The following is a 25,173-nucleotide window of genomic DNA, read 5'->3' as shown; positions in this document are numbered from 1 at the left end:
AACAATAAAATATTTTTGTTTATCAATACAAAGAAATAAGTAACCACTATGTGATTTCAAAAAAACACTTTGCTTTCATATCCCTTATCGCTATGCTACAACAAAGCAAGGATTACAAGTGTAATCATAAAACCAAAACAAGTAACAAAAGCAAATGACAAAAAGATGAAGTCCAGTCTAATTTCAAAAAGCATAAGGGTGATGCATTGTGACAATATCTAAAACACTTTATTCGAAACACATAACGCACTTACTCACTAATACCGTATTTAACGGTATCGGACTACTGCTTTGCTTATTAGCCATTGCAGGCTGCACCAGCAAACCCACTGTACATATTTACGGAAAATACATAGCGCCTTCGCAAGTACAATCGTTAAGTGAAAGCCTCAGTGAAAAAGGGCTCAACGTTGAAGTAAATGACTTTGAATTCCCTACTACCATAACCTCAAATACACTGCTGTACTCACTGTTGTTGCAAGCGCCAGAAGCCATCGACTACGCTACCGATGCCGCCCAATCTAATGGTTTACCAATAAATAGTGTTCAACCACTTTCACAGGGTAATCATTGGTATACCAAAAACTCGCTCGCTGTTTTCTTATTTCCTGATGGAAAACGCCCCAAAGGCACCTTACTTGCTCAAGACCTTGTACGTAGCTACGTAAGTAAGGAATGTGGCGATGGCCAACGGTTACGTTTAAATAAAGACGGAACCTATCAACTTACTCTTGAAATCGACGAGTCCACCGTTAGCGCACAAGGTCACTGGAAATACCGACAATTCCCCTACATTGAATTGCGGGAGCTAAACTCGCCTTATGCGAACTACTACTTTGAAATATCGCGCGAGCTGAGCGAAGACCAAGTAAGTAAACTCAGTCTTATCCACTTACAGTTGCTCAATGCCAATAGTGCTAACCCGTTGGCACCTGAATGTGTATTTACCCATGGTGTTCGAATTTAAACGCAGTTTTTCTCTATGTTTTGGTGCAGCAATGCTACAATACGCCCCATTCATTTAGAGCGTTTTTTATACTATGACTTTCGAAGAACTCGAATTAGACGAAGCACTGTGCCACGCAGTTGCCGATATGGGGTTTGAAACTCCAACTAGCATACAAGAATTAGTGATACCTCATGCGTTAGACGGGCGGGATATCTTGGCATCAGCGCCAACAGGTACAGGTAAGACAGCGGCGTTCTTGCTGCCTGCGTGCCAGTTTTTGCTCGACTACCCTCGCAAGCAACCGGGTGCCACGCGCATTTTAATTTTAACGCCGACTCGTGAATTAGCGCTTCAGGTATACGAGCAAGCCGTAGCTATAACCAAGCATACGCAAATTGTGTGCGGTGTAATAACCGGCGGTATTAACTATGGTACCGACAAAGAAACCTTGAGCAAAAACTTAGACATTCTTGTTGCAACGCCTGGTCGCCTACTTGAACACATCGAGAAAGAAACCGCGGACTGCCGTGATATCGAATGCTTAATTCTTGATGAAGCCGATCGCATGCTAGACATGGGTTTCTCAACTGTGGTGAATCAAATTGCAGCGGAAGCACGCTGGCGCAAACAGAATTTATTGTTTTCAGCTACCTTAGAAGGTGCTGGTGTAAGAAACTTTGCTCATGAGATTCTGAACAATCCAGAAGTGATTGAGGCAAACCCTTCGCGCAAAGAGAAAAACAAAATTCACCAGTGGTATCACCTTGCTGATGACATGAATCACAAGCAAGCCCTGTTGGTTAATATTCTTCAGCAAGAAGCTACCACTACAGCGGTTGTTTTTGTTAAAACCCGCGACCGCCTACAAATGTTAAAAGACTTTTTGGCGTCAAAAGACATTCCAGTGTGTTGGCTACAGGGCGAAATGCCACAAGATAAACGCATTGCCGCACTGGCGCGCTTTAAGAGCGGTGAAGTACCTATCTTACTTGCCACAGACGTTGCTGCACGCGGTATTGACGTACCAAACGTAAGCCATGTAATTAACTTTGATATGCCGCGCAAAGCCGATGTGTACGTTCACCGTATTGGTAGAACAGGTCGTGCTGGCGCCAAGGGCACAGCAATATCGCTAGTTGAAGCACACGACTTTGAAATGATAGCGAAAGTAGCGCGTTACATGGGCGAGCCCTTAAAAGCTCGTGTTATTGATGAGCTTCGCCCCAAAAACAAAACACCAAAGATTGGCCCGAAAAAGAAAAAAGTAAAGGCCAAAGACAAAGCTAAGAGCAAAGCAAAGCCAAAAAAGCGCAAGTAAATAAGGTTAAATCAGGGAGCGGCAGAAGGCGTTAGCGGAGTTTGACGGCGTGGGGTGAGGGATTGCTTCCACAAACACGCTGTAAACACGTCCGTGTGCGCTCCGCTGCCGCATCCATGCGGCAGAGGGTTTGTTCCAGCAATCCCTCACCCCACACCTCAATTTACAACTCCAGCCACTTGATAGGCTACTGTTCATGCGTTATTTGCAGGTTAGCTAGGAGACCGATATTGTGAAATTCCCAGAAAAAATTGTTTTAGCAACGGGTAATCAAGGCAAGGTGCGCGAGTTTGCGTCACTGTTTGCTGATTATGGTGTAGACGTTGTGGCACAAAAAGAATTAGGGGTATCTGATGTGCCTGAAACAGGCACTACCTTTGTTGAGAATGCCATCATTAAGGCTCGCCATGCGGCACAGGTAACAGGTCTTCCTGCTATCGCTGACGACTCAGGCTTAGTAGTAGATGCTCTTGGTGGTGCACCTGGTATTTACTCAGCCCGTTATGCTGGCGCTGATGCTACAGACGATTCTAACATCGACAAGCTGCTAACTTCGCTTGATGGCGAAGCCAAACGTAAAGCCCATTTCTTCTGTACATTAGTGTTTATGCGCCACGCAGATGATCCCGTTCCTTTAGTTAGCCAAGGAAAATGGGAAGGTGAAATACTTACCGAGCGCTCTGGTACTGACGGCTTTGGCTACGACCCAGTATTCTTTGTACCTAGCCATAGCTGTACCGCTGCAGAACTTGAAAAAGCAGAAAAGAACCGCATTAGCCACCGCGGTAAGGCATTGGCCATTTTGCTTGATAGCATGAGAGCCAACTTTGCGTAATCCTCCGCTTAGCCTTTACATTCACATACCTTGGTGTGTGCAGAAGTGCCCTTACTGTGATTTCAACTCTCACGGGCTTAAATCTGAGCTTCCCGAAAAAGAGTACGTTGCTCACCTATTAGATGACTTAGCCATTGACGCCAAGCGCATTGGCGATCGTCCAGTAGAAACCATTTTTATTGGTGGTGGCACACCCAGCTTGTTTTCCCCTGATGCTATGGCCGATATTTTAAACGGTGTAAAAGCACGGGTTAACTTAAGTGATGACGCTGAAATTACTATGGAAGCCAACCCAGGTACGGTAGAAGCAGGACGATTTGCCGGCTTTTATCAAGCTGGCGTTAATCGAATATCTGTGGGTATTCAAAGCTTTCAGCCAAAGCACCTAAAAGTGCTTGGTCGTATTCACAACGAAAGCCAAGCCGAAAATGCCGTAAAGCAAGCACACAGCGCAGGCCTGCCTACATTTAATTTGGATCTTATGCATGGCCTGCCAGATCAAAGCGTCGACAATGCAATGGCTGATTTACAGCAGGGCATTGCGCTAGACCCTTATCATCTGTCTTGGTATCAACTTACGATTGAGCCAAACACGCCTTTTTATTCTCGTCCTCCGGAGCTTCCTGATGACGATGTGTTATGGGACATTCAGGAAAAAGGTCACGCGATTTTAGAAGCGGCTGGCTACCATCAATATGAAATATCAGGTTATGCAAAAACAGGCCATCAATGCCGTCATAATTTGAACTACTGGCGTTTTGGAGACTATCTTGGTATCGGATGTGGTGCGCATGGCAAAATAACAGATGACAAAAATGGCACGATACATAGAACAGTAAAAGTTAAACACCCTCGTGGCTATATGGAAATAAGCCGTCCATATCTCGATAGCGAAACGCAGGTTGCCAGTGACGACCTCCCCTTTGAGTTTTTTATGAACCGCTTTAGGTTAGTTGAACCCTGCCCTATTGAGGACTTTACTAGCTTCACTGGCATTAGTTTGTCAACTGATGTTAAGCGTGCACTCGATGATGCACAGCAACAAGGTTTGCTTAATGCTAATAACAGCCATTGGCAAGTAACCCATAAAGGCAGACGATACCTTAATTCTTTACTTTCGTGTTTTGTATAGCGCCAGACCAAGCGCCGATGCGCCCTCTCCAACATCTTATTCGGTGGAAAATACACTCGCTGGATTGATTTGAAGAAACCCAACATGCCAGTGTTTTCCCATGAGTAGATAAGCGTTCGGCTGGTGGTATAATAATTCACTACTAGTAAACAATTGGAAACGCTTATGGATAAGTTAAGAGCGCTTGAAGTGTTCAGAAGAGTGATAGAGCTTGGCAGCTTTAGTGCAGCTGCTGAAGACTTAAACTTATCTAAAGCAGCAGTTAGCAAGAATATTAACGAGCTAGAAGACTCGCTAAAAACTGCACTTATTAACCGCACAACACGGAAGCTTCACATTACCGAAAGTGGGAAGGCATACTACAATCACGTCTCGGCTATTCTCAATGATTTGGCTAATGCCGATCTTTCTATACTCGAGACCTCGAATGTTTTGAGGGGCACGTTAAGAATCAGTATCCCTATGACATTAGGCGTTCTTAAAATAAACCCCATTATTTGTCGCTTTCAAAAACAATATCCCAACGTATCGATAGAAGTAACGATGGATGATAGCTATGTGGACTTACTGGAAAAGGGCATTGATATCGCTATTAGAGGTGGTGGAATTCTAAAGGACTCGAGCTTGAAGTCTCGGAAGCTTTTGGATATCGAACGCGTAGTATGTGCATCTCCCGAATACCTCGCCGCTAACCCTAAATTGACTGAACCAAAGGATCTTCTTTCTCATAATTGTCTTATCTATACCCTATCATCGTCTCGCAGTTGGGTTTTCACTAAAGGTACTCAGACGCAGACCGTTCACCCGAAACCAAGTTCATATGCTGTAAACAATGGCTTAGGCTTAAGGCAGGCTATCGTTTCGGGGCTTGGCGTTACGTTAACGCCTAAGATGATTGTGGACGACGCTATAGCGGCAGGGCACGTTGTGGAGCTTATGTCTGATTGGAAATCAGAAAATCACACTCTATACGCACTGTACCCTTACCATAAAGAACAATCCCCTAAATTAAGAACCTTTATCGACTTTCTTGCAAGTCACCTATCCACCTAGCAGCGTTCTCCGTTTCTTGTTCTCATTGCGCTTTACCGACTTCCCAAAACATTGTTTACTAATAGTGAACAATCAGTTAACTCAAGTCATGTTTTTCGACACTTACAGCACACATAAACTGTGCTCCTAATAAACCAGTCACCTCAATGGTGATATTTGATAGGAGCTATAGCAATGAAAAAAGTACTCGGGTTAGTATTTATATTTACAGTTTTAAACGCTGGCATATTCAAAGCCCACGCAGAACAAACAATCTCCAATAACAGGCTTACACTTTCATTCAGTGACGGACGCAACGATGTGCATGGTATCAAGGCAGTTAACCAGCACCTATTGCAAGTGGGCGTGAGAGTAAGCACATTACCTTTACCCGAAGAAGCAAAGCCCATTCTAGTGGCATCATCTAAGCGTGCAATCACCAGTGATGAAAGCAAACAGCTCTTGTCTTATTTTTCGCTTCACCGCGGACAATTATTGAATGAAATAGCTAAGGCTGGGCGCCAACCAGAAGCACACCGAGGCGGGTTCTTATCCACGTCTGAAATAGGTGTTGCGCCATATCCGAAGGTATACGATATGAAGGCAATGACTACTGAAGTGAAGGAGTATTTACAAGAAAAATTCGGAAAACTTCATGTAAATAGTGCTGATAACGGCGTGGGTATAGATGAAGTTATGACAATTGTGTCGGGTGGCTCATGGACTTGGTTTTTCGTTTTGCCTGACGATGTGGTTGGTAAACTAACCTTGGCTCACGTTGGCATAAATGATCACGCATGGCGCATTAGTTACCCAGGTCTTGTTCCACATGGCGGCTTCCTAGATGCAGATTACGGATTGGTCGTTGCCTACGCACATGGACCTGAACACTTTGTGATGCGATATGAAGAGCCGAGTGTTCAAGGTACTAAGATGCTTAATGACAATCCTTGGATAGACTTTGCAGGTAAAAAACCTATACTTTTAAAAGCCGCGAATTAATACAAAAAAGCCCGATTTAATCGGGCTTTCTTTTTTGAACCGTAATAATGTTGTAAGCCTCAAACGCTGGCACTGATTCTCGTAGCTTTTCTTCGGCTATATCTAAGCGTTTTAACTTCTCACAGAACCATTCAGCTTTCTTTCGCAATGTAGTGGCTTTATCGCCCACATCTAACTGTTCACCAACATTGTTAAGCTGACGGGTTATTTCAGCCACTTTTTCTTGGTTCACTTCGCCGCTATTCGTATTAATGCCACTAATCGCAGATAAGATACCACCAACAGACGTGGAAATAGCTTCTTCTAATTGCGCTTCAATTTCACTATCAACGAAGTCATCGACACTCTCCAGCGATCCGGGGCCTATGAAATAGTGGTTACTGGCGTGCCTAAATTTATCTTTAACGCGATTTTGAACCCGTTTCATGGCCGTGTTCAAACGCTCATAGCTTTCGTGATCGCTACCCACTAAACCTAAATACACATGCTCAATGGTATCTATTGCCAAGTCGACACCTTCTGTTGCAAGCACTATCATTTTTGGCACTACATAATGCAAACCAGAAGAATACTCGTATAGCCACTTTCGCTGTTCATCATCTAATGTTTGCCAGCGACCGCCAATAAAAAGTTGAGACTGATTATTTATTTGAAGTACGGTGCGGGTCTTATCCATAACCCTAAGCTGGTTTTTGTTCACGGCAATGCCGTATGCAAAGTCGATGTTGCAGGTATACTCAGCCTGCGCCGATGTAGAGAGTCCAGCGAACAAACAAATTGTGAAGAGTGCAGCCTTTAGGCGCGATATCATTTTCATAACAACATTGTGGCTAGCTTATGGAAAAATGAAAGCCATCATGAGTCTAACGTGCTAAAAATCAGGTTGAACATGAGCTAAAAAGAAAGCACGCATTATAGTGCGTGCTTTTCAGAGTAAAAGTGTTAGGTAAGTATCTTATACCAAAGACTAGTATTAAGTCTGCTTTGTCATTTCATCAACAATTACTGACTGTAAAAAGCGCGGTACGACGCGTCGATTTTACTCGGTGTACGTGCGCACTAATCTGACGTAAATGAATCGATCTTTCTCTTTTATTGAATGACTTGCGTTAAAAAACGCCACTACCCATGCCCTGTCAGGGTCATCAACCGACGGTGTTGATGTCCAAAAATCGTCTGGAGGCGTTGCAGGAAAAAGTGAAGTATTTATGGCGGGACGCACGCAGTCGCGCTCCGTTAGCGTGGCTAATTCTTTAACGTTTGGCAATCGCCAACCTAGTAAATCTTCGTTACTTGCTTGTTGTGCTAACTGCAGTGCCTGCTGCCATGTGTATTTGACCGCTTCACCACTACACGTTGACCCGTTCCACGTTTGCCCTTCAGAGCACCTGCGCCAAACAAGGTCAGTTGTTGTATCTAGCAAGGTACTTGATGTTACCGCAGAAAAGTTATCGTTAGGGGTTGTCTCTAACCCATCAGACAAACATTCCTGAGCATTCACAGCGAGTGAAACCAACATGCTAGCGGCCACCAACAACGCGGATAAAAATGTTTTACCTTCTTTTCTCTTTTTCATAATTATCGCCCTGCTCTTACTAACCGTACTCGTGCGGCAGTAGATTTATTGAGAAAATTATCCACACCAGAGTCAAAATCTAATGCCCATGCATTTTGCGCATTATCGCTGTTTACACCGTCTGCGCTTGGCACTGACGTCCAGTACCATAAAGGCTCTGTCGATACGCTTCCGGTATTTGGGAAATAGTCTTCATCAATGGCAACATCGTCGGCAATACCTAAATGCATTAACGAGAAAAGCTCGTGGTGAGTAGGCAGTCGCCAATCATAAAAACCACACAGGCCTTGTGCATTAACAGCGGCCACATAAGCTGAGGTGTTGCAGTTTGTGAGTAAACAAGTTGCGTTAGCACCGGTTTCATCGCCTTCAAAGCCGCCGTTCACTTCTTCGCTGTACCACGAATAAGTAAATCCACCATCTTGAAAACTACCATCATCGGCTTTCACTTCCCACACAAGCCCTGTCACGTTATCGCGAACACATGACCAGCTATCAGCAGAGCCGTCTTGTTCATCGCCATTGGCATTAAGGCGGGTGAAATCAAACCCAGCCTTGCCCCTTCCCGCTTTTTCAATAAAACCATTTTGCTCAATGATGTCGGCACCTCGCTGGCCGTCTTGACCGGGAAAGTCGTTCTGCTGAGCTTGTGTTAGCGCATCGTTAGTGGCCTGCTGTAAAAAGCCGGTATCGTTTATAAGCGGTGTGGGCATAGGGCGAATTTGTACGTTAATAGTATCCTCAACACTATTGCCGTTTGCGTCGGTTACCGTAAGGGTGTAAGTCACTACCGTCGCGGCCGATACCATTGGAGCAATGGCAAATGTAGACAGGGCAGTATCATCATCAATGGCATTACTATAAACGGGGTTTTGCTGTGCTGATTGCGCAGCGGTACTTATGTTATTGCTTCTTTCCCATGAATAAACAAGTGGTTCTGCGTCACTAATGCTAGTACTCGCTTCACCATCCAAGATAACCACTTCGCCGCTGAACACGCCTTGCGAATATCCCGCATTTACAACGGGCACTGTGTCTTGCTGCGACTGAACCGTAATAGTTACTGTGTCAGTATCGGTTGCACCTTCTAAATCGGTTACCATCAAAGTAAAAGAAAGTGTTTGCGAGTCGTTGGCAACAGGCGTGACAATAGTTAACGTAGAAAGGTTTGTGTCTACTCCGCTTATTACATTGGTTCCGCTTGTTTGAGACCAGCTGTAATCAGAAATAGATGACTCAGATGATGCCGCATCAGGGTCTGTACTGCCTGAACCATCAAACACAATTTCGACACCACCAGGGAACGTATTCGCCGAAAGGCCATCCCATTGCGGTACGTCGATACTGGCTTCTGGCGCAATGTTAACGGGTGCTACAGTAATAACAGTTGCGTCGCTTGCCGTATTACCGCTTTGATCATTGACCGAAACAGTAAGCGTGTATTGCGTAGCATTACTGACAGCTGGCGCAACAAAACTGGCAGCAGGCGAACTGGTATCTTCATGAGTAATAGTAAGAGAAGGTGAAGCGCTCCAGTTGTACGTATAGGTGCCATTACCGCCGCTAACTTCAGCACTCAATGTATACGTTACGCCTTCAGTCACTGTGGCATTTGGTCCTGCACTTACCACAAGGGTAGAATTACCAGAGCCCGAGCCATCACCGGAACTGCTGTCGCCACCGCCACCACCACAGGCAAATAACATTAACATTGCCCCAAAAATCGCTACTGCTCGAAAAAAGATAACGCCAATGCTGCTATGCGTATTATGGCTAAATGGCATAAAAACTCTCCACACACGTTAACGTGTTAAACACGAAAAAACATGTATTTGTTAAAGCTAGAACAATGTGGCGATGATGGCGGGCCAACTATACCCTTTATGTCACGATGGCCACTGTCATGGTAGGTTAGAGCGAGCGTTTAGATTCTTGCGCTTCTGAGATCATTACCTGTAGCGCTTCCAATTGCTTTTTACCTACTGCCACATCTGTCATGTCGTAAATCATCATGCTGATATAATCTACTTTGCCAGTCGCTGAAGTCAGCGGCGACAATGTGATGTTTTGATACATGAAAGACTCACTTCCTGTAATCGGCCGATAGTTAGGAAACTTAAATAGATAAGGGCGTTGCTCCCATGTCATAAATGCACGGGTTTTGAGATCAAACACAGGCTTGGCCTTCTTCATAAACCAATCTTGTTTGATACTGGGGAACAAGGTGAAAAGCGATTTGTCGCGAACTTCACTGGGCAAAAGACCACTGTGACTTTCCATGAAACCGTTCCACACTTGCACAGAAAAGTTACGATCAAGAACAACGATACCCACGTCGACAGACTGCAACATGTCCATCATCCAGTGGAATTCTTGCAACTCGTCTAAATGTTGGCTCATTAAAAGTCCTCCAACAAGTGGGCAAGCTTCGAATTCATCATCTTCATCGACTCTTCAGTAAACAGCAAAATAAGGTCACACTGCACATTGTAGCCTTCCAAACCGTAGCTCAACTCAATGGCCAGGGTTCGCTTCCACTTAATTTGATTCATGCTAATTATTTCAGTGATTGCCCTGTGTTGACCTAATACAATCGGATGACCTTGGCTGAAGTTAATATCCATCTGATTAGCAAGGCCGGTTAAACAGGTTCCAATCAAAATACTGGCAGCGTCCATTAACAGCTCTAACTGTAACTGGTCGTCAACTTCGCCTTCTACATTAAGAATTTTAGCAACATCATCAAAACTTGAGTCACTTAAAATACACAAGGCTTCACCACTTACACCCGGGCCCAAAAAGCCCTGGCAAACTGCGGTAACCTGTTCGTGACTTTCGATGTCAGAAAGCATCATGTGAAGTTCAGACACTTCGATAAGATTTACATTCGGGATGGGCAATTCAACAAACACATTCATGATGCGCGCAAGGTGATCCCCTGCTTGCCCCATAGCAATATTGGTTATCTCTTGATAACAATCGCGGATATCCGGGTCGAGCGGCGAAGCTTCTTCTTCAACTTCTTCTTCGGCATGCAGAATATTGAACTTATCTAGCACATCGGCAAGTGTTTTGGGATCCACCGGCTTTCGAATAAAGTCTAGTGCCCCCAAAGCAGTAACGCGCTCGTGTGCTTCCGGCTGAATATCCCCAGAAACCACAACTACCTTGGTACTAAGACCTTGCTTTTTGATTGCCTCCAGTGTGCCATAACCATCAAGAACTGGCATATTGAGGTCAAGAAGAAGGAGATCGCCCTTACCTTCACCCAGTGCAGTGAGCGCCTCTTGGCCATTTTTTGCGAAGTGCACCGCAACTTCCCAATCTTGAGGAAGGCATTTGGCAACTTGTTTACGTGCAACTAACGAGTCGTCGCAGACGAGAACAGAAAACATTAAGCTCTTTTACCACCTAGTTTTTGAAACCAGCTTTCACCGAAATTTTCAATTGTTAGCATTGTATCGGCATTACTTCGTTTAACTGAAGAGACGATTTGCAGTTGTTTATATTGTGCTACTAAACATCACTCTAACAAATAGCACTTTTGTAGAAATTTGCCAGCAGCTTTTACGTTTTCAAGCAAAGTAAGCATTGAATAATAGTGGAAGAACAAAGGCGGTAAAGACACCATTAACGCACAGCCCAAGTGTTGCCATAGCAGCAACATCGTCTCCCATATGAATTGCTTTGGCAGTGCCTACGGCATGTGCAACCGTACCCAGCGCTATTCCTTGCGCTTTTTTATTCACAATTGAAAGAAACGCAAATACAGTCCCTGACAAGATAGCGCCTACCACGCCAGTCACAATCACAAAAACCGCCGCCAACGCAGGAATGCCGCCAATATGCGCAGACGCTTCCATTGCTAACGGCGTAGTGATGGATTTCGCAAGCATAGTTAACTGCATCGCTACTGGTGCATCGAGTAAAAAAAGTGAAAACCATGCACTTACCGGTGCTATTACGCCACCAAAAGCAATGCTCAACAGTAACCGCCATCCGTAATGCTTAAGTATTTTCCATTGCCGAAAGATAGGCAGAGCCAAAGCCACTGTCACAGGCCCGAGTAGCCAATGTAAAAGCGAAGCATGCAACTGATAGTCACTTACGCTAGTTTGTGAAATGAATAAAAACAAGCCCACAGAAGTGGCGGTAATAATGAGCGGGTGAGATATGGGATGATTATTCAGACGCTGATGCACCTTAAGCGCAATTATATAACTGACGATAGAAACCAATAGCCAAGCCATTCCCTTAATACTAAATGCGTGTTGAAGAGCGTCAATCATAAGGGCTACTGTCACCTTTTTTGATAAACAGACGCTGAGAAAACCATGCCGTCGTCCCAAGGCTTACCGCGGTAGTTAAAACAATAGCGATAAATAGGCCTAAAGCATTTTCTACAATATCTGCCCAGTAAAGCGAAACACCCAATACGGCAGGAACAAATAATAGTGACATGTGCTTAAGAGGGAAAAGTGCGAATTTAGCGACATGACGCTCGAACGAGGGCGCGGCAAACAGCACGCCTAACAAGAGTAATAGGCCAAGTAGTGGTGCCGGAATAGGTAAAGCAGTGACGTGCACGATGAATAGGCTAAGGTAATAAGCACTAAACACTAGTGCACCACCCACTACATAGTGAAGGAATTGTCGCACGTTTTTTCTATTTCTCTTAGGCCGCTAATTGTAACCAAAGAGTGTAGCGATTTAGTGCTTGCTCTACCAGCACGACCATGGTCTTAAGACAATGATACTTCGCGGGTAAAAGCGCAGACAATTACCTTGTTTGCCAAAATTGGTAGTAGTATTTATGGGTTATTTTAAACGCCTCTCCGCCTTGCATGATAACGCGCTGTTGATTGTACTTTTGCTCTAAGTGAGCTACGTGTTTTGCGTTAACTGCCACAGAGCGATTACAGCGTTTAAAATGCTGCTCGCCTAAGCGTTTTAGTAAGTCGCAAAGTGTGGTTCGCACAACAATGTTTTCCGACAAGGTTTGCACACACATATAGTCGCCAGCCGCTTCAATCCACTTAATTTCGGCAGGGTCTAGGCAACACCAACCATTTTCAGAACGAATACCAACAACACTGGGCTCTTTGTGTTGTGAGAGTTGACGTCGAAGTGTGGCAAGTAAGGCAGATTCTGTAACACCATACTGTTTGCATAACCCTTCTACCAATAAGTTAAATTGGTATCCACGTTCATAGTAGTGGTATTTGTCTTGTACACGGTAAATAGCCTGTGCGACTTGCTCATCGTCAAATGGGTGAATAACGAAGCTAGACGCATTGTGCTGAAAAGCCAGCAGTGCTTCATGGTCTTTTTCGCCAACGGCAATCCAGTATCGAGAGGCTAAATTCCGACTCGACTGCGCGACAGAATAAAACCCTATTGAGTTTGGATGTTTCTCGGCTAACGCTAAACAATGCCCTGTCGACTCAGCTTCAAAGATCTGCGAGAAAATGTTGATCTTACGCAGAATATCAACAAGTGCCTGTTGTTGAGAAAGTGATTGTAAGAAAACCAGTGCGATCATCTGCTTTCCCTTGCATACGCTAATAATGTAATTTGCTACCCACTAATGCGGATAAGCGCGTATAAAGCCTGGGTGAAAAAGGAGCTGCAGGCTTTGCAGCCCAAATCGCCAGGGTTAAAAACACAGTATCTATCGCTTAGCAGTTAGCACACTTGGCTCTGCACTGACTCGTCGCGCTATAAGCGCACCGTTTTTCGTTGCGTTATGTGTTAGCGCAAACGTAATCATATCTTCTCCGTTACATACCAAACCTTCGTGCAGGTCTCGCATGCTCAAACCCGTCGCTTTTACAGCGCGGTCTAGTTTTAAACGGCTATCGCTTTTTACGGCTTCGCAAACAGCAATTAAATCGTTTTCCATTTCTTTAGGGTAACCACCAGCTTGTGCTGCAGTAGCAGTAGCACCTACAGCAAAAGTAAGACCGATTAGGGTAATTTTAGTAACGCGGCGTGACATAAACATAACAAGTTCCTCTGATAATATTCGGCAACGCGGTGACTACCTCTTTTTGCCTCCGCACCATTAAATTAGTGAAACTTTGTGAACATCACGCTATAAATTCGTTAAAGCCCCGCTATTTGCGACGTTGCGACAAGTGCACAATTTGCGAGGTTTAATAATCGGGCTAAACTGTTATTAGTCGTGCTTAACACACACTTTGAAACATTCGCCCAAAAAGATGTATCCTCACCATTATAAAAACGACACCAGTGAAGGATTATGTTAGAGCAACAGCAATACCATCACATTAGAGAACACATGCAGCCTGGTGATATCATTGCATTTGGCGGCAATAGCCTATTCTCACGTTGGACTAAACTCACTACCCGCTCAGTTGTGACGCATGTTGCCATTGTCACAAAAACAAAAATGCGCGACGAATCAAACCGCTACTTTAATCACGTTATGGAAGCCACCTCGTTTAATGGCAAGCGCGGTGTTATGACAAACCGTTTGAGCGAGCGCATTTCTTCCTATGACGGTGACTTATGGTGGTTACCATTGTCAGACACCTCGCGCAGTGTATTTGAGCAAAACAGAAAACATTTTTTTGACTTCATGGTTGAACAAGACGGTAAGCCTTATGATGTATGGCAATTGTTTGGTTCGGCTGTTGATGCGCTGGACGACCATCCTGTGTTTGGCGGCATTACATACAATCAAGAAGATTTTGATAGCTGGTTTTGTTCTGAGCTAATCGCTGAGGGCTTAAAAACGGCAGGCGTCATTTCAGGTGTTAATGCGTCGGAAGTCACACCCGTCGACATTTGTAGATTTAATATTTTCAAAAAACGCTATGTGCAGTTTAAAGGGAAAGGAAAAATGATTAGAGGGTTTAATTCATTAACTGCAGACAACTGGGGCCAGATTGCCTAACCCCATAAACAAAACAGGTGTGTACAACACACACTCTACGTTATTAGAACGTGCTGTCTTGGTGAATTTTGATGAACATGCTAGTACCAATTTTTGAATAATCAATTTTGTACTCTTTGCCGTTCAATGTTTGAATAAACAGCAATGTTTTCTCGTCACCAAATACGTCGCTGGTTGTAACGTCAACCAATTCCATGTCCATCATCTTTGCATCGCGCTTATTTTCAGGCACTTTGCCTTCATACTCTTTAATGCCCTTGTAGGTTACAAGAACTGGCGGATGCTCGTCACCATTGATTACCAATAGATCCAATTTTCTTATTTTATGAATGATGGTATTTCGACCACTAGTAATAAAAGGTTTTTCAGTCATTTTCATCTCCGCGACCACTTACCTGCTTTTTTATTATGTTAACAACTTTTGTAATTGACTGAGTTTATCACGATGTTAACAAACAGCACATAAGCATTTGGTTGATATGTAAGTACAAAGTATAACCACAAAATGTAGCAATTGAGTAAAAAAACACTAATTTTTGTGCCTATTATGGGTTTTTAAAAACTTTTCGTCAGTCAAGCTGTTCAAAAAAGCAACGAGCGCTGCTTTTTCAGATTCTGAAAGGGAAAAACCTTTAATAAATGGGCTGCGATACGGGTTTAGTTCGTTAGCTTTGTTTCCACCACGGGCATAAAACTCGACAACCTCTTCAAGACTACCAATACTGCCGTCGTGCATGTAAGGCGCGGTTAAGGCAATATTACGCAACGTTGGTGCCCTGAACTTCCCCATATCTTCTTTATTGTGACTTACGCTGTAAAGCCCCATGTCTGAGGCGGGATAACTGCCCTTTCCATCTTCATTGTATAACCCTGTGTTATGAAATGGCTGTACAGCAAATGCCTGAAAGCTGTGTTTAGAAGACTGGGTAAAGTTAACCCCACCATGACAATGAAAGCACTCTGTGCGCTCAGAAAAAAACAGGTTTAGCCCTTCTATTTGCTGGGCGGTTAATGCGTCATCGTTGCCAGCATAGGCATAATCGTCAAACGCACTATTAAACGACACCAAACTTCGAACATAGTTGGCCAGCGCCTTCACCACCGCGTCCATCGTAGGGGCTTTTGTACTATAAGCTTGTTCAAATAGTTGCTGGTAAACGGGGGTATTTAAGCGCGCTAAAATTTGCTGTTCGTTGCCTGTAACGCCCATCTCAATAGGATGCTCGTTAAACAGCGGGATCATAATTTGCTTTTCAATGCTTTCTAGATTGTTATGCGCCCACGTAAAAGTTGCATTGTAGGCAACGTTAACTAGCGCCAGAGCATTGCGATTTAATGCATCACCCGCTGCGCCAATTGACACCGGCTTGGGTTCTGCAAAGGCGTATTCAGGAGCATGACAACTGCTACAAGATAACGTGTTGTTGCCACTTAATGCAGTATCAAAAAATAGCGTTTTACCAAGTAAAACGCTTTCTTCTGTCATGGGGTTATCTTTAGGTACCACGGGCTTAGGTACATAGTCGGGTAGCGGCCATGTGTAAGGCGTAGGCGCTTTGCTGCAAGCAAACAAAACAAGCAGCAACGTTGCCAATAACAACGGCTTAATACCACGAAAATTACTCACCATTGCAATGACTACGTGTTAAAACACTACCGACTGCCACTTTATCCAAGGCCGATTAACTAAGTTTTGAATTAGGCGCTTACAAGGAGCGGTGTCTGGCGATTCAAACATACAATTAGGCGCCTCGTTAATATCTACTTTTGTAATGATATCGGCTAAGGACACTTCTAAATCAAGATCGCTATCAAGCTGCACCATAGGCAACACGAACTCAACGCGATTGGTATAAGCGCAAGATTTCTCTGGCGGCCTTACTGCCGACTCAGACTCACACCCTACACTCCCCAAATGATAAGACCATTTCCGTGACGTATCGCCATTTTTCGACAGATCTAAACGCAAGAATTTATGGCCGTTTTGCCAGCTCCAAAACATTGAACTGTCGTTTAGTGGTGACGGTTGAGAAAGCGGGTTTGCATGGTTCACGTCAAAAGGTAAGCCCATAGTAAAGCGAAGGCTAGTAGATAATTTTAAAAACGCCTCTGACACATCAAGCATAATTTTGTCGTTAGCATTTGATGGCGAACTGCATAGATCGTGAAATTTAAGTAAGGCCACATCCGGCGTTTGCCATTCGTTCTGTTTAAACTTCACACGCTGCCATTTACCATCAATCTTCATTTCAGGTTTGCTAAGGTAAAAAGCAAAATAGTCGACATTCCAGCCCTGCTGACCAATGTGCATGATCATGGGACATGCACCACTATCAATGCCTACCATCTTTACTGGGATCTCGCCCGGCTGACGACTGCCAAAATCAATTGCGTCGCATCCTGTCAATGTTACGAGAAACGCTAAGAGTAACGATGACATGACACGCTTGCGGAAAAGCCTTTTCATTAGATTATGTACTTCCATTCAATATCTGGTACTTTTTTATGCAGACTCAATATCATCAATTGCACGGATGACAAGATGAAAGCATCAAATTTACTGCCAATAGTGCTGCTTTTGGCATTTACTAGTCAAGACACAAACGCGCACACCGACCACGACAAAGCCCGATTTGTTGCACAAGACGGTGTTGATGCCGGTAAGTGTGACAATCGTTTTAGACCCTGTAAAACGTTACTTTACGCCGCGCGTCAAGCAAATAAAGGCGATAAAATTTTAGTGGCTGAGGGCGAATACCACTTCGACAGCGCATCTCACTCACAAGTGCTCAACGACAGTTTAATGCCGGTGCTAGGCGGTTTTTCTCGCGCCGACCATTATCAGGTGCAAAATCCTACTGTAAACAAGACAACACTGGTTAACGTGCCTGTGTATCTTTCCCAAGACCTGTACAACAAAGGGTTCGACAGTATTACAGATGGCAAAAGCACAGCGTCAGGCATTCGCGCAACAGCCGAAGATATGGTGCTTTCCAATGAAGTTTCTGCAAACGAGGCCTGTGTAGATGGCATGGCAGGACGCTTCCCCTGCGATAAGGTTACACTGCTTGCCAATGTGCCAGTAAGTTTACTGTCGTCAGTATCGGGCAGTGCTAACGATATATGGGGGCACGTTGACCTTAATACTCAAAGGGAATATGCCATTGTAGGCATGCGGGCCAGTATTGCGGTAGTAGATGTTACTGAGCCTACTTCACCTGTTGTGGTTGGCGAAGTGCAAGGCCAAAGCACCTCATGGCGTGACGTAAAGGTTTATCAATATTACGACAGTACGGCAAATCGCTGGCGCGCATATGCGTATTCAAGTGCTGACAGCGTAACCGAAGGCTTCACCATTATTGACTTGAACGACTTACCTAACAGCGTAAGCCTGCTAAGACGCAATACCGACGACAATCGCGCTCACAATATCTATATCTCAAACGTAGACTACACCTTTAACACAGCGTTAAATAATGCACGAGTGCAATTACACCTAATGGGTCAAGACAGTGATGGCGGTGCATTTCGTTCGTATGCCCTACAAGTACCGCGGACACCATCTGCTACCTATAAACCAAGCTCACTTAACCGCAACGACTACGCGCATGACGCTTCATCGATGTTGATTACCGATGAACGAGCACAAAGTGAATGTAATAACGCTGAGGGCGACGGCTGTACCGTTATGCTCGACTTCAATGAAAACGAATTACGGTTGTGGGATCACACCAATGCCTCGTCTGTAGAAGAGTTAAGTAAAATAAGCTACGCCGATGTAGCCTATACCCACAGTGGTTGGTTTAGTGAAGATAAGCGTTACGCTTTTGTGCATGACGAATTAGACGAGCGCAACTTCAGCCTTAATACCCGCGTTATGGTGTTTGATATTACGTCGCTTACCACGCCAATACTGGCGGGGACTTGGACAAGCGACAATACCACCATCGACCATAATGGTTATGTGCGGGGCAATCGCTATTACATGTCAAACTACGAGCGCGGCCTAACCATACTGGATATTTCAAACCCAGCAGCACCTGAGCAAGTTGGCTTTTTCGATACTTACCCTGCGTTTGACACCACCAATTTCAACGGCGCGTGGGGCGTATACCCGTTCTTACCTAGCGGAAATATATTAGTGAGTGATATACAACGCGGCCTGTTTATTTTAAAAGACGACACGTTAGAAAATACCACGACAGTGGCATTGAGTAACACTATTGCCACAACCACTGATGACACCACATTTACGCTACCTGTCATGAAAATGGGCACTGGCGCAGTTACGGTAAACTACGAGGTGATTAATGGCTCGGCCAACGCCGATGACGTGACGCTTGCGAGCGGCGAACTTTCGTGGGGACAAGGCGACACAGATGCACAAAATATCACACTAACCATTGCACCAAACCGCGCAACAGAAAGCGATGAAATGTTTTTTGTACGTTTATATAACCCGCAGGGTGGCGGTATTACTCCGGGCCTAGGCTACGCACGGGTAACAATTGAGGGGGCTGAACAAACTGGCGTTGCCGAACTGAGTGTAGATGCAGTTACCGTACTTGAAACCGATGCTTTAGTAAGTGTTAACGTTACTCGACAAGGTGGCGCTGAAAGCGATTTAACCATTACCTACACTATAGAGAGTGACAGCGCTGTTGCTGGCGAAGATTTTGAAGCCCAGTCGGGCACGTTGACGTGGGGCGAGGATGAAACGCAAACTCAGTCTATTACCGTAACCTTGTTAAACGACAGTATTGAAGAACCCCAAGAGCAGTTTTTCATTACCCTAAGTGCTGACGACGAAAGTCAACTTGGCAGTTTTAATCAAACGGTAGTCACCATTAAAGACGATGAAAGCAATCAAGCCCCCGTGGTTAATGCTGGTAACGACTTTGCAGCGCTGCTTCGCACTTCGCAAATACTTCAAGGTAGCGCAACCGACCCTGAAGGTGTGCTAGTTAGCGTACTGTGGGAGCAAACCGCAGGACCGCAAGTTACTATAAATGACGCAGAAACGGTGCGAGCGAGTTTTACCACGCCAGACAACGAAGCCACACTTACGTTTACCCTAACGGCTACTGATGAGTTTGGTGTAAGCACCAGCGACAGTATTTCGGTTGATGTTCAAGCCCCTGCCGAAGTGGTAGATTTGGGCAACGACACTGTATCAAGTGGCGGCGGTGGCAGTATGGGAATACTAAGCCTTACAGGTTTAGTCGCGCTTTTATGGCAACGTAGACGGCGTTTGACCAAAACTCTATAACTGCCCCATAAAGTACTTTAGAACAATGCAAAGAAGCGGTACGCCCAGAGCAGAATATGTTCAATACGTACCGCTTCACGCAGCAACTTGAACAAAAATAAAGCAAACACATCACAAAGCCCTTGGTGGGGCGTGACAAGGCAAATAAAACTGCTTATACTTGCGCTCGCTTGTGATTGTTATGACTAACAATTTCAACGCATCTTATCTAAATGGCCCTATAGCTCAGTTGGTTAGAGCATCCGACTCATAATCGGCAGGTCCCCTGTTCAAGTCAGGGTGGGGCCACCATTTTTCCTTTCAAGTAAGTATTGTCGAAAGTTTCGCGACATGCACATAGTCTTATAATTACAAGCGTTGACAGGCATCAATAGACAATTGGCAGTCATTCGGTCTTGAGCCTAATTCAGCTCAAAGTAGGGTTTTGAATTTTTTGACGAATACCTCAGGCCAGTCGCGGGCATTGTTATATGGGCCAAATAATCGAACGGTATACTGAAACTCAGCCTTTAGCTGCTCCATCTCAGACACTTTTTCCCTTTTTGCACAAAGCCCCAGTTATCCTGACTACACATTATAGCGACCCACAAGCGCCTCAATAGTGTCTGGTGTTGCTCCACGCAGTGTTAGTGGTTTTTAATATTGTGCGTGACTATCCAATGCGTTTGATTTCGATTTCTGCACCTGATATTTTTTGTGGTCTTTTAACTTCACTCAGTATCGATTCCAACAGTGGTAACATATAGTTTAGCTTTCTGCTTTTAATTATGAAATTCCACAGGGGTTCGAACTTTTTCCATCCGCCCATATAAAATAAATGTTTAAAACTGTGCTTGAGTGAATCGTGATTAAAGCTGGATTTGAAAATATTTGACCAGCTATAGAACTCCTTGTAGGCCCAGTCATATCCCGCCTTTAACTCTTCTTCCGATAAGTTTTTGGTTTCATAGACCACATGTCTGGTGTCATAGAGGTCCCAATTATCGGTTTTTATTCGACCTTCCTCTTGCATCCTTTTGTATAGGCCGGTTCCAGGGTAAGGGGTCAAGATGTGATAGGTAGAGGTTGTAAGAGAATTCTCAACTCCCCAGTCTACGGTTCTTCTAAAAACATCCTTGTCATCATAATCCAATCCAAAAACAAAGCTTCCGTTAATCATTATCCCTAGTGAATGTAAGCGATTAACAGCTTGTTCGTAGCTACGCTTTAAGTTCTGGCGCTTGTTACTCAGGCGTAAGTTATCATTTGAGAATGTCTCAAATCCTACAAACAGGCTTCTTAAGCCTGCTTCTGCGGCCTTTTCAATCAAGTTTCCATTAATTATGGAATCTACAGTAGCGGCTCCCTGAAACACTCTGCCCATACCCTTCATGCCTTCAAACAACTCAGAAGCAAACTTTGGGCTGCCCAGCAAATGATCGTCCAAAAAATATAAATGCTTGCCTGGTAATCGATCTATCTCGGCCAACGCATCGTCTATCTGCTGGGTGTAAAATGACTTGCCTCCGGTGAAAAAAGCATCTTTGTAACAAAAATCGCAATGATGTGGGCAGCCTCTCGTGACCACAATTGAATTCGGCACTAAATAGTGACTGCGTTTTATTAAATCTCGCCGAATTGGAGGGATTCCGACTAGGCTCCTCACATGGGACTCGTAGACTTTTTTAGTTTTTTTTGCTTTAAAGTCTTTCAGAAATTCCGGGAAGGTTTCTTCTCCAGGCCCCAAAAAAATTGAATCCGCGAATGGCATTGCTTCATGTGGTAGGGACGTTACGTGCAGTCCGCCTAGCGCTACAAAACTCCCTTTAGCCCTGTAGTGTTCCGCTAGCTTATATGCTCTGTAAGCGTTGGTGATGTAGACCTGAATGATGACCAAATCTGGATCGTCGTCTATGTAGAGATCTTCTACATGTTGGTCAACCAGATCTATTTCATCATCCGGTGACAAATATGCAGCTAAGGTCGCCAAGCCTAAGGGTGGAAAAAGAGAATATTTTATGGGACGCCAAAAAGGTGATTCCGCTTCAGCGAGCGCCGGAAGTATTAGTTTAACTTTCACTTAAGCGCTCCATTTGCAAAAATCATTCTTCTTACTTTTGTTTTACCAAAAATATTCATGGTGAAAGACACAAGTATTATTTTTAAATCCAGCGATAGTCCAAAGCTTTTAATATATTGCTTGTCCCAGAAAATGGATGTTTTTTTGTGTTGCCCTCCATAAATCTGTGCAAGTCCCGATATACCTGGCTTCACGTTCCATCTGAAATCATAAAACTCTCTATCCCACTTTAAACGCGCTATATCTTCAATAGTTAATGCTCTTGGCCCAATGACACTCATGTCACCTTTGAGCACATTAATAAACTGGGGCAACTCGTCTAAGCCTGACTTTCTGAGTATGTGACCGAGTTTGGTAGGCTTGTTTTCAACCAGCGTTTGAAATTTGAGTATTTTGAAGGGCTTCTTGTTTTCGCCAATTCGAGATTGGGTGAATAGGACTGGGTGTTTAAAAAAGTAGATGATGAGGCATGAAATTATCAATGCCGGAATGATGAAAATGATTATGGCTACAAATGACATTACTATATCGAAAATCCGTTTCACCAATGTTCCCAAGCTACTTTATATGATCGTAAATCGAGTGTGCACTAAAGAGTCCTGACTTTCAATTCTGTGATATTGCACTTCTCTAAATACCTAAGATAACTGGAGTTGTGTGAAACTAATGCGTAAAGACCGAATGCGACAGCCTGTAAACTCAGTTTCATCCATTCAGTTAGTCATCAGTCTTTTTTCGCCGCTCGAACTTTTGGCGCAACTCTTCGGTTCTCCTCAATCGGTCAAGTATGATCTTCCTTTCCTCTTCGGGCGACATTTCTTTTTGTTCAGATTCAAATTCTGGAATACTGTTTTCAGGTGGGTAGCTGGATTTGTCGGGGTGGTGAATAAGTTCAGGCTCTTGGTGGCGTTTTCTATGGGAACGTTTGACCCAAATTGCGGCCCCAACCATCAGTGCTCTCTTTTCTAAATCAGTTCATAGCCTCTGGATTTTTAAAAGATTAAACTAGATCCCACAAACTTGTGGGTTCCAGTGTGGGACTGAATTCTGGGTATTTGAAAATCAACAGGTTAGGTTAGCAATCCAAATCCAACATCTGACTTTTCCGGTTAGGCAATAAATTATCTGCCAAAAATCCAAGATAATATTGAATTGACAGTGAATTCAGACATCCTATTAGTATAGGATTTATCGTGATAATTGGTGAATAATGTAAAAGTCAGGATTTGTAATATGTGGACAGTATTGCCCAAGTCTGAGAGGCAGCTATGCACAAGAAGCGGTTACTTGATCTCCTTTGAATGAAGGTCCGCTGAAGACAAATAGCAGACGTTTACTTATTGCGGTTTAAGTGAATTTATCCGCTACCAATATACCCACGGAGTAGTTAGAAACCAGGCACATTTATCCATGGGCATTGTATAAAAGTCCACTCAAGATTTTCGATTCTATGTTGAGAGTTGCAGATTAAGATTTAACATGGCTCTGCTCAATTTTATTAATCAGTCTGGCTCATTAGTTGATTGGCAAATTCAGTTTTTGATAAGTAAGCCGATTACAAGCAAAGTTGATACATCTCTTCTGCGAAAACACTGTTTAACTTATTGTCTGATTGAATATCTATGAATTGCTCAAGTTTTACTTTTTCAAATCCAAAGTCTGATGCGCTTCTTTCGTAAATCTTTCGCCAACTATCCGGTACATCTTGCGGCGATTTATTTGGAGTACAGCACTTCAATACATCTTTTGACCTAGGGATATAGGCGTAGTCGCAACCTAGCGCTCGGGCCTGAGCAAGTGCTTCGAAGACGAGAACTTTTCTCCAACCCTTAAAGTAGCCCCTGAAAAATGAGGGCGTTCTATATGCTACGTCAGACTGGATTACCGATATATAAAGACAATTGTTTTCAATTTTGGCGATGAGAAAAGCAATCGAAGGAAAATTATCAATTTTGCAATGGTTATAATGTAAGCGACGACGCAAACTGTTTTTAACCCGGGCTGGGTAGAATAAAGATTTCTCTGGAAAAAGGCATAACCTAAATGAAAAGCTATCCCTGACATTGAGTAATATTGGAGATGGCTCGAACAAGGCTGCCGAATATGAAAAACCTTTTACGCCTAGGGCGTTGAAATGGTTAGCGGATTCTCGCGAGTTTGCAATAACTGTTAGTAATTCTGACTTTGAAACTGTGACGCGAAAATTCTTCGTTAATGATTTTGACAACGAACCAGCTTCTCTAATATCCAATCCCTTTTCTGTCAGGGCTGAAATAAGAAAATCATTGTCAATCCTTGCGCCATTGAGCTCTCGCACCACATTCTCAACAAGGAGTAATCTATCTCTGTCTATGAAATTGTGAGAGCTAAGTAATTGATTAACCCTCATGAACTAGGTACCTTATAGCTCGCTTTGAATTTCTTTGGGATTCCGTAATAAATGTCTAAGAGGTTTTTCATGGCGAACCAAAAAGAAATGCATGCCCCTATTGTGATGATTCCCATAACAATCATGGCTATACAGCTAAGTTGAGTATGAAAGACAACGAGCCATAAGAGACTATTAATAGGTATTAGAAGTAAAAGGTTTCTGAAGCAAAAATAATAACCCCAGGTTTCGTGTCTGTATGCCACTAAGTGCTCAGGCGCATAAGCGTAGTAAATTCCTTTCTCTTCCGCGCTACAGCTTGAAACACTTAGTGTCTTTTCTATTAAGTTATCAACGAGCATTCCTACAGGGTCAAATAAAATACCGGCAATATAAAAAGCCAAAAGCAAGGCAGGCAAAGACGAAAGTTTGAACGCTACAGTGCATAAGCTCGAAAGCTGAGCTTGTGTTAATATTCCAAGTAGCAGAAACAATCCCGCAAACGCTGAACAAAGAAAAAGTCCGGATATTATTTCGCAAAAAACTTCTGAAAGTTGAAATTTCACAATGATTCCCTTCAATTAACACCTAGTACTACCAAGCTCAAATTGAACATAATTCAATCGATAGAAAATGTAAAGCGACGCCAGTCGCGATCAGCCTATGCCACGCGTATGCGAAAGAAAGTGCCATGAAATGCGATTTACAGAGCCT

At 43.8% G+C, this 25,173-nt stretch carries 25 protein-coding genes and 1 tRNA gene; 9 read left to right on the top strand and 17 right to left on the bottom strand.

Going from position 1 to position 25,173, the window contains the following annotated elements; translation table 11 throughout:
- The first annotated feature begins 208 nt into the window (after positions 1–208).
- The 6 genes from JN178_RS04290 (at position 209) to JN178_RS04265 (ending at position 6,268) form a co-directional block, all read left to right on the top strand.
- Positions 209–967, top strand: a complete 759-nt coding sequence (locus JN178_RS04290) for a hypothetical protein (RefSeq protein ID WP_232369690.1) — start codon at positions 209–211, stop codon at positions 965–967.
- A 73-nt stretch (positions 968–1,040) separates the two neighbouring features.
- Positions 1,041–2,267, top strand: coding sequence for an ATP-dependent RNA helicase SrmB (gene srmB, locus JN178_RS04285; RefSeq protein WP_202264011.1), 1,227 nt, complete (start codon positions 1,041–1,043; stop codon positions 2,265–2,267).
- A gap of 232 nt (positions 2,268–2,499) precedes the next feature.
- Complete coding sequence (locus JN178_RS04280; protein ID WP_159623784.1) at positions 2,500–3,102, top strand: XTP/dITP diphosphatase; 603 nt, start codon at positions 2,500–2,502, stop codon at positions 3,100–3,102.
- Entirely contained in the window at positions 3,095–4,234 is a 1,140-nt protein-coding gene (gene hemW / locus JN178_RS04275) for a radical SAM family heme chaperone HemW (RefSeq protein ID WP_202264010.1), read from the top strand. The genes JN178_RS04280 and hemW overlap by 8 nt, the downstream gene beginning before the upstream one ends.
- 165 nt (positions 4,235–4,399) lie before the next feature.
- Complete coding sequence (locus tag JN178_RS04270; protein ID WP_202264009.1) at positions 4,400–5,287, top strand: LysR family transcriptional regulator; 888 nt, start codon at positions 4,400–4,402, stop codon at positions 5,285–5,287.
- A gap of 174 nt (positions 5,288–5,461) precedes the next feature.
- Entirely contained in the window at positions 5,462–6,268 is an 807-nt protein-coding gene (locus JN178_RS04265) for a hypothetical protein (protein ID WP_202264008.1), read from the top strand.
- A 16-nt stretch (positions 6,269–6,284) separates the two neighbouring features.
- On the opposite strand, the gene JN178_RS04260 is transcribed toward JN178_RS04265, so the two are convergent.
- The 9 genes from JN178_RS04260 to JN178_RS04220 form a co-directional block, all read right to left on the bottom strand.
- Complete coding sequence (locus tag JN178_RS04260; protein ID WP_159623831.1) at positions 6,285–7,079, bottom strand: DUF2884 family protein; 795 nt, start codon at positions 7,077–7,079, stop codon at positions 6,285–6,287.
- Between the two features lie 228 nt (positions 7,080–7,307).
- Positions 7,308–7,844 (bottom strand): Lcl C-terminal domain-containing protein, encoded by a 537-nt coding sequence (locus JN178_RS04255; RefSeq protein ID WP_202264007.1) that lies wholly within the window; start codon positions 7,842–7,844, stop codon positions 7,308–7,310.
- Between the two features lie 2 nt (positions 7,845–7,846).
- The gene (locus tag JN178_RS04250) at positions 7,847–9,556 is read right to left on the bottom strand and encodes an Lcl domain-containing protein (protein WP_442859693.1); all 1,710 of its coding nucleotides are present in this window, start codon (positions 9,554–9,556) and stop codon (positions 7,847–7,849) included.
- A gap of 199 nt (positions 9,557–9,755) precedes the next feature.
- Positions 9,756–10,244 carry a PAS domain-containing protein gene (locus JN178_RS04245; RefSeq protein WP_159623788.1) on the bottom strand — a complete coding sequence of 163 codons (489 nt, stop codon included), beginning with the start codon at positions 10,242–10,244 and terminating at the stop codon, positions 9,756–9,758.
- Entirely contained in the window at positions 10,244–11,239 is a 996-nt protein-coding gene (locus JN178_RS04240; RefSeq protein WP_202264005.1) for a response regulator, read from the bottom strand. Before JN178_RS04240 ends, JN178_RS04245 begins: the two co-directional genes overlap by 1 nt.
- A gap of 180 nt (positions 11,240–11,419) precedes the next feature.
- Entirely contained in the window at positions 11,420–12,133 is a 714-nt protein-coding gene (locus JN178_RS04235; protein ID WP_202264004.1) for an LrgB family protein, read from the bottom strand.
- Positions 12,126–12,503: a CidA/LrgA family protein gene (locus JN178_RS04230; protein ID WP_202264003.1), complete on the bottom strand. Its 378-nt coding sequence runs from the start codon at positions 12,501–12,503 to the stop codon at positions 12,126–12,128. Before JN178_RS04230 ends, JN178_RS04235 begins: the two co-directional genes overlap by 8 nt.
- Before the next feature lie 121 nt (positions 12,504–12,624).
- Positions 12,625–13,386 (bottom strand): LytR/AlgR family response regulator transcription factor, encoded by a 762-nt coding sequence (locus JN178_RS04225; protein WP_202264002.1) that lies wholly within the window; start codon positions 13,384–13,386, stop codon positions 12,625–12,627.
- 129 nt (positions 13,387–13,515) lie between these two features.
- Positions 13,516–13,848, bottom strand: a complete 333-nt coding sequence (locus tag JN178_RS04220; RefSeq protein ID WP_202264001.1) for a DUF3718 domain-containing protein — start codon at positions 13,846–13,848, stop codon at positions 13,516–13,518.
- A gap of 258 nt (positions 13,849–14,106) precedes the next feature.
- On the opposite strand from JN178_RS04220, the gene JN178_RS04215 reads away from it, so the two are divergent.
- Positions 14,107–14,763, top strand: a complete 657-nt coding sequence (locus JN178_RS04215; RefSeq protein WP_202264000.1) for a hypothetical protein — start codon at positions 14,107–14,109, stop codon at positions 14,761–14,763.
- A gap of 43 nt (positions 14,764–14,806) precedes the next feature.
- Here the strand turns inward: JN178_RS04215 and JN178_RS04210 are convergent, their stop codons facing one another.
- From JN178_RS04210 to JN178_RS04200, 3 genes are all read right to left on the bottom strand, one after another.
- Positions 14,807–15,136, bottom strand: coding sequence for a hypothetical protein (locus tag JN178_RS04210; protein ID WP_202263999.1), 330 nt, complete (start codon positions 15,134–15,136; stop codon positions 14,807–14,809).
- Positions 15,137–15,292: 156 nt separating this feature from the next.
- Positions 15,293–16,393 (bottom strand): MbnH family di-heme enzyme, encoded by a 1,101-nt coding sequence (locus tag JN178_RS04205; protein WP_202263998.1) that lies wholly within the window; start codon positions 16,391–16,393, stop codon positions 15,293–15,295.
- A gap of 15 nt (positions 16,394–16,408) precedes the next feature.
- Positions 16,409–17,230 carry an MbnP family copper-binding protein gene (locus JN178_RS04200; RefSeq protein WP_202263997.1) on the bottom strand — a complete coding sequence of 274 codons (822 nt, stop codon included), beginning with the start codon at positions 17,228–17,230 and terminating at the stop codon, positions 16,409–16,411.
- A 75-nt stretch (positions 17,231–17,305) separates the two neighbouring features.
- Between JN178_RS04200 and JN178_RS04195 the strand changes: the two genes are divergently transcribed.
- Together JN178_RS04195 and JN178_RS04190 are read left to right on the top strand one after the other, a co-directional pair.
- Positions 17,306–20,032, top strand: a complete 2,727-nt coding sequence (locus tag JN178_RS04195; protein WP_202263996.1) for a choice-of-anchor B family protein — start codon at positions 17,306–17,308, stop codon at positions 20,030–20,032.
- A 214-nt stretch (positions 20,033–20,246) separates the two neighbouring features.
- A tRNA-Ile gene (locus tag JN178_RS04190) sits at positions 20,247–20,323 on the top strand.
- Positions 20,324–20,684: 361 nt separating this feature from the next.
- On the opposite strand, the gene JN178_RS04185 is transcribed toward JN178_RS04190, so the two are convergent.
- The 5 genes from JN178_RS04185 to JN178_RS04165 form a co-directional block, all read right to left on the bottom strand.
- Positions 20,685–22,091, bottom strand: a complete 1,407-nt coding sequence (locus tag JN178_RS04185; protein WP_202263995.1) for a B12-binding domain-containing radical SAM protein — start codon at positions 22,089–22,091, stop codon at positions 20,685–20,687.
- Positions 22,088–22,636, bottom strand: coding sequence for a sugar transferase (locus JN178_RS04180; protein WP_202263994.1), 549 nt, complete (start codon positions 22,634–22,636; stop codon positions 22,088–22,090). Before JN178_RS04180 ends, JN178_RS04185 begins: the two co-directional genes overlap by 4 nt.
- Before the next feature lie 172 nt (positions 22,637–22,808).
- Entirely contained in the window at positions 22,809–23,042 is a 234-nt protein-coding gene (locus JN178_RS04175; protein ID WP_202263993.1) for a hypothetical protein, read from the bottom strand.
- A 604-nt stretch (positions 23,043–23,646) separates the two neighbouring features.
- Positions 23,647–24,480: a hypothetical protein gene (locus JN178_RS04170; RefSeq protein WP_202263992.1), complete on the bottom strand. Its 834-nt coding sequence runs from the start codon at positions 24,478–24,480 to the stop codon at positions 23,647–23,649.
- Positions 24,477–25,025, bottom strand: a complete 549-nt coding sequence (locus tag JN178_RS04165; protein WP_202263991.1) for a hypothetical protein — start codon at positions 25,023–25,025, stop codon at positions 24,477–24,479. Before JN178_RS04165 ends, JN178_RS04170 begins: the two co-directional genes overlap by 4 nt.
- Positions 25,026–25,173: the final 148 nt, after the last annotated feature.

Source organism: Alteromonas sp. KC3 (assembly GCF_016756315.1).
Classification (GTDB): domain Bacteria; phylum Pseudomonadota; class Gammaproteobacteria; order Enterobacterales; family Alteromonadaceae; genus Alteromonas.
This window is presented reverse-complemented; position numbering and strand designations above follow the sequence as displayed.

What these genes read in the sequence shown, in the direction of transcription:
- JN178_RS04205 (WP_202263998.1), bottom strand. Translation starts at nt 16,393, where the DNA reads ATGGTGAGTAATTTTCGTGGTATTAAGCCGTTGTTATTGGCAACGTTG.
- JN178_RS04270 (WP_202264009.1), top strand. Translation starts at nt 4,400, where the DNA reads ATGGATAAGTTAAGAGCGCTTGAAGTGTTCAGAAGAGTGATAGAGCTT.
- JN178_RS04220 (WP_202264001.1), bottom strand. Translation starts at nt 13,848, where the DNA reads ATGTTTATGTCACGCCGCGTTACTAAAATTACCCTAATCGGTCTTACT.
- JN178_RS04215 (WP_202264000.1), top strand. Translation starts at nt 14,107, where the DNA reads ATGTTAGAGCAACAGCAATACCATCACATTAGAGAACACATGCAGCCT.
- JN178_RS04210 (WP_202263999.1), bottom strand. Translation starts at nt 15,136, where the DNA reads ATGACTGAAAAACCTTTTATTACTAGTGGTCGAAATACCATCATTCAT.
- JN178_RS04170 (WP_202263992.1), bottom strand. Translation starts at nt 24,480, where the DNA reads ATGAGGGTTAATCAATTACTTAGCTCTCACAATTTCATAGACAGAGAT.
- JN178_RS04255 (WP_202264007.1), bottom strand. Translation starts at nt 7,844, where the DNA reads ATGAAAAAGAGAAAAGAAGGTAAAACATTTTTATCCGCGTTGTTGGTG.
- JN178_RS04225 (WP_202264002.1), bottom strand. Translation starts at nt 13,386, where the DNA reads ATGATCGCACTGGTTTTCTTACAATCACTTTCTCAACAACAGGCACTT.
- JN178_RS04265 (WP_202264008.1), top strand. Translation starts at nt 5,462, where the DNA reads ATGAAAAAAGTACTCGGGTTAGTATTTATATTTACAGTTTTAAACGCT.
- JN178_RS04200 (WP_202263997.1), bottom strand. Translation starts at nt 17,230, where the DNA reads ATGAAAAGGCTTTTCCGCAAGCGTGTCATGTCATCGTTACTCTTAGCG.
- JN178_RS04240 (WP_202264005.1), bottom strand. Translation starts at nt 11,239, where the DNA reads ATGTTTTCTGTTCTCGTCTGCGACGACTCGTTAGTTGCACGTAAACAA.
- JN178_RS04175 (WP_202263993.1), bottom strand. Translation starts at nt 23,042, where the DNA reads ATGGTTGGGGCCGCAATTTGGGTCAAACGTTCCCATAGAAAACGCCAC.
- JN178_RS04245 (WP_159623788.1), bottom strand. Translation starts at nt 10,244, where the DNA reads ATGAGCCAACATTTAGACGAGTTGCAAGAATTCCACTGGATGATGGAC.
- JN178_RS04195 (WP_202263996.1), top strand. Translation starts at nt 17,306, where the DNA reads ATGAAAGCATCAAATTTACTGCCAATAGTGCTGCTTTTGGCATTTACT.
- srmB (WP_202264011.1), top strand. Translation starts at nt 1,041, where the DNA reads ATGACTTTCGAAGAACTCGAATTAGACGAAGCACTGTGCCACGCAGTT.
- JN178_RS04235 (WP_202264004.1), bottom strand. Translation starts at nt 12,133, where the DNA reads ATGATTGACGCTCTTCAACACGCATTTAGTATTAAGGGAATGGCTTGG.
- JN178_RS04250 (WP_442859693.1), bottom strand. Translation starts at nt 9,556, where the DNA reads ATGTTAATGTTATTTGCCTGTGGTGGTGGCGGTGGCGACAGCAGTTCC.
- JN178_RS04260 (WP_159623831.1), bottom strand. Translation starts at nt 7,079, where the DNA reads ATGATATCGCGCCTAAAGGCTGCACTCTTCACAATTTGTTTGTTCGCT.